Origin of the sequence: Tenacibaculum finnmarkense (assembly GCF_900239185.1) — a bacterium.
Lineage (GTDB): Bacteria > Bacteroidota > Bacteroidia > Flavobacteriales > Flavobacteriaceae > Polaribacter > Polaribacter finnmarkensis.
Genome location: NZ_OENA01000031.1, coordinates 1 through 3757, shown reverse-complemented (window position 1 = coordinate 3757; position 3757 = coordinate 1). Strand labels below are relative to the sequence as shown.

The following is a 3757-nucleotide window of genomic DNA, read 5'->3' as shown; positions in this document are numbered from 1 at the left end:
CGAATATAAATCGTATCGAAGAAATAAAAAAAATCTGGAATTATTAACCTTATAAATTCAAAAAAAAGGTCAACCTATTTCAGGACAATACAAAAATACGTGAAATTGGCGTAAAAGTGGTTTAAAAAAGTAGGATTCTGATAAATATTACGCAAGTAGAAACGGAATCGTAAAGCAGTAGATTTCAATAAATATTATGTAAGAATCTGTCTGTAATTATGAAATGAAAACGGCGGAATTTTAGCCTGTTTATCCAATAGAAACGGAATCGTAAAGCAGCAGATTTTGAAAAATATTACGCAAGAATTTGTCTATAATTATGAAATAAAAACGGCGGAATTTTAGCCTGTTTATCCAATAGAAACGGAATCGTAAAGCAGCAGATTTCGAAAAATATTACGCAAGAATTTGTCTATAATTATGAAATGAAAATGGCAGAATTTCTAGCTCGTTTGCGCAATCGGAAATGGAAAATGAGAAAAACTGTTTGGAATATTGCCGATTTTAGATTTTTTAGCGTAAGTTTATATCAAAATTTAGACAAGTTAAACGCCGAATAAAAATGCTGAAAAATATGTGATTTTATATCGGTATTTTAATTGTAAAAAAAGAAAAATAAACGAAAAGTTAACAGTATGTATAAGTAATAAGGGAAATTGCTAAGTTGAAAATTTTGTAATTATTTACGAAATACACCAAAATTGAAATTTTATAGTTGAAGAAAATAACAATAAAATTGCAAATTTGGTTAAGTGCTTAAATGAAATTTATTACAGATCAAATCCTTACTACTTATACACGAATCGTTAGCTACAAGTTAAGCTAAATATATTTCAGAATAAGTTTTTATATAATGAGACAATCTTGAAAACTGATTTTTAGAACCTTTAAATTTAACAGTTTTTTTGAATGACACAATCCCGTACCTATCCAAAAAACAACCTATGGAAGTGTTTAAAAAAGACGAAGACATAGGTAAATCTGAACCTACTTCTAAAATCAACGACTCACCATTCACAAAAGCATTATCTAAATAATTGAATAATACTTCCCCCTGATTATTTGAGCTAGAATTTTGTACTATATCTTTTAAAATTAATGTTTTCATAATTAAGAGTATTTTAAATATTAATAAATACTTCTGCAAAAGTATGATTAAATATACAAATAATTATTAAAACTCAAAAATTTCATCAAAATTATCTTTTTCTTCAAAAGTATTTAAGTCCACCTCTACTTTAACTAAAGTTCCAGAAAAATTATAATTTGACTCTCCTGTCTGATACATTTTTCTTGCTTTTTTTTGTACAATCCCCTTATTCGAAATAATTAATAATTCTCCGTTTGAGGTTTCTGTCAATTCAAAAATATTATTCAATCCAAAACCTCTATTTCTTGGAGTAGAATTTATTGAAAACCCTCTCTCCAGAGATTTTAAAATCGCTTTCCAATCTTCAATTTTTGCTTCACCTCTACTTTCTAATGAATTATTTATAGATTTAGGGATTCCTATTCCAAAATCACAAACAGAAAATGAAATCTTATTTGTTTTAGGGTAGTATTGAGTTACTATATATCCTGTAATTGGAGACTTTGAATGGTCAAATATATTATTAAAAACTTCATCTATATTAGAAGCCAAAGGTATTAAATCTTTATTATCAGTAAACCTTTCAAAATATTCTTTAGCATATTGAGAATATGAATAAATCATATCAGAAGACACTTTCCATAAACACAATGTTGTTTGATTATTTGACAAAGTAAATTTACATCTATCAAAACCATCTTTCCAATATTCTTTGAATTTGATATTGTATAAGTGGTGATTAAACCCTGGTGTACCTCCCGTAAACTGAACATTACAATTATGAATATAAAAACTTTCAATTAAACATGCCAATACAACAAAATCATCTGTATCTAAAAATTTAACATTATTAAAATCCACTATTAATTCATTTACACCATCGATATTCTCTAAACTACATTCGATAAAACTAAACCAATCATTTGCTGTTTGAGATGATGGAACGTTTAATATATATTCTGACATTTTGAAAAATTATTATATCCAACAAAAATAGAAAAAAACCTGTAGCTAACAACAGCTATAAAAAATAGCTTTTATTTGCTTAATTAAAGTTTTCTATTTATATTATAAATTAGTGCTAAACTAAAAAATGTAGTGTATTTTTACACGCTACTTTCCATAGCTAAAACGTTGGTGGTAATTTAAAATATTCATATTCTATTTTGAATTTACAAAAAAAAACTGTATATTTAGGACATATAATTGCTAATATTGAGTAAATAATAAAATTTAAACAAACAGTAGATTTAAATAAAAATTAAAGTACTTTTGCATCATATTTGTAATTAGGATATAAAAAACAACGATTATGACTACAATTTTAGAAAATTTGAAATTGTATTTTCAGAATAACTCAAAAGAACAGATTAAAAAAGATTGGTCTGAATCTGAAAAATACAACGGTATTGGTCCGAAAATTGATGATTTTATAGAACAGACTATTTATCATCATAAAATTAAAAACAACAAAGATTTTTGGGAAATAACCTCACTTAATAATATTACAAAAAATCCGAAGTTCACTTCGGATTTTTTATTTAAATTAGCCTAATATAAATAATTCAACATAGTGAATAAAGCTGCATTCTATTTAGACAATTATAGGTTTGAAAAAATAAATATTGATTTTTCAAAACAAACTTCAAATGATATAGATATCTCATTTGACCCAAAAGGAATTTTTAATAAACAAAGTTCTGAATTTAAATTAATAATATTATTTTCTTCAAAGAGTGGAAAATCAGAACAAAAATTTGCTGAAATTGAATGTCATTCAATTTTTAAGTTTGAGGAAAACACTAACTTTGAAGATATACCTACATATTTTTATAGGAATAGTATAGCAATTATCTTTCCTTATATTAGAGCCTTCATAAGTTCTGTTACATTACAAGCAAATATTCCTCCAATTGTACTACCTACACTTAACTTATCTTCTTTAGAAACTCCTTTAAAGGAAAATACTACTCAAAATTAACAAGACTTGAAATCAAAAGTATTATATCAAACCCTTAAAGATAGAGGGAATCCAGAATATATTTTAAAAAAAGGACCTTTTAACTGTAATTGGGACAATACTTGGCTTGGAGAAGGGTATTACTTTTGGGATACTTTCGTTGAAAACGCTCATTGGTGGGGTGAAGTCAGGCATAAAAAAAAATATATTATATGTAAGATGACTTGTGATTTTCATAATAATAAGTGTTTTGACTTAGTTGGAGATACAGACCATATGAGTGACTTTAGTCAAAGTATTGAATTTTTAAAAGGACAAGGGTTAATAAATTCAGAAACATCTGTAGCAAGAATATTAGAATTTATAAAAACTAAAATTGGTTTCAGTTATGAAGCAATTAGAGTTTATGGAATCAAATCTATTTCAGAACATAAAGAAGAATATAAAAAATACCGTTTTAGACTTAGTTTTGAATTACAAAGAGCTCAATTTTTAGATTATAAGCCAGCTATTCAAATTTGTGTGTTTAAAAAAAATGGATTAAATCTTCGTGATTTGACAATCATATATCCAGATGAGTATAATCTAGAGTATCTCGGTTAAAAACTACCACCAACAAAGAACTGAGCTAAAAAACAACTCTTTTCTTGATTAAGTTTATACATTATTATTCTAGGCTCATAATTCTATAAATTAGTTTTTTGAGC

Annotated in this window: 6 protein-coding genes; 4 read left to right on the top strand and 2 right to left on the bottom strand. The window is 26.0% G+C overall.

What is annotated here, in order from left to right; translation table 11 throughout:
* The first annotated feature begins 425 nt into the window (after positions 1 to 425).
* Positions 426 to 560: a hypothetical protein gene (locus AQ1689_RS13370; protein ID WP_262509580.1), complete on the top strand. Its 135-nt coding sequence runs from the start codon at positions 426 to 428 to the stop codon at positions 558 to 560.
* 257 nt (positions 561 to 817) lie between these two features.
* On the opposite strand, the gene AQ1689_RS03690 is transcribed toward AQ1689_RS13370, so the two are convergent.
* Positions 818 to 1108 carry an STAS-like domain-containing protein gene (locus AQ1689_RS03690; RefSeq protein WP_101955230.1) on the bottom strand — a complete coding sequence of 97 codons (291 nt, stop codon included), beginning with the start codon at positions 1106 to 1108 and terminating at the stop codon, positions 818 to 820.
* A gap of 66 nt (positions 1109 to 1174) precedes the next feature.
* Positions 1175 to 2056, bottom strand: coding sequence for an ATP-binding protein (locus AQ1689_RS03685; protein ID WP_101955229.1), 882 nt, complete (start codon positions 2054 to 2056; stop codon positions 1175 to 1177).
* A 346-nt stretch (positions 2057 to 2402) separates the two neighbouring features.
* On the opposite strand from AQ1689_RS03685, the gene AQ1689_RS03680 reads away from it, so the two are divergent.
* From AQ1689_RS03680 to AQ1689_RS03670, 3 genes are read left to right on the top strand one after another with little or no spacing between them, the layout of a single operon-like run.
* A complete protein-coding gene (locus AQ1689_RS03680; protein WP_101931967.1) occupies positions 2403 to 2645 on the top strand; it encodes a hypothetical protein in 243 nt (80 codons plus the stop codon).
* Positions 2646 to 2663: 18 nt separating this feature from the next.
* Positions 2664 to 3071 carry a protein-export chaperone SecB gene (locus tag AQ1689_RS03675; RefSeq protein WP_180947525.1) on the top strand — a complete coding sequence of 136 codons (408 nt, stop codon included), beginning with the start codon at positions 2664 to 2666 and terminating at the stop codon, positions 3069 to 3071.
* 6 nt (positions 3072 to 3077) lie between these two features.
* Positions 3078 to 3653, top strand: coding sequence for a hypothetical protein (locus AQ1689_RS03670; protein WP_101955228.1), 576 nt, complete (start codon positions 3078 to 3080; stop codon positions 3651 to 3653).
* Positions 3654 to 3757 lie beyond the last annotated feature (104 nt).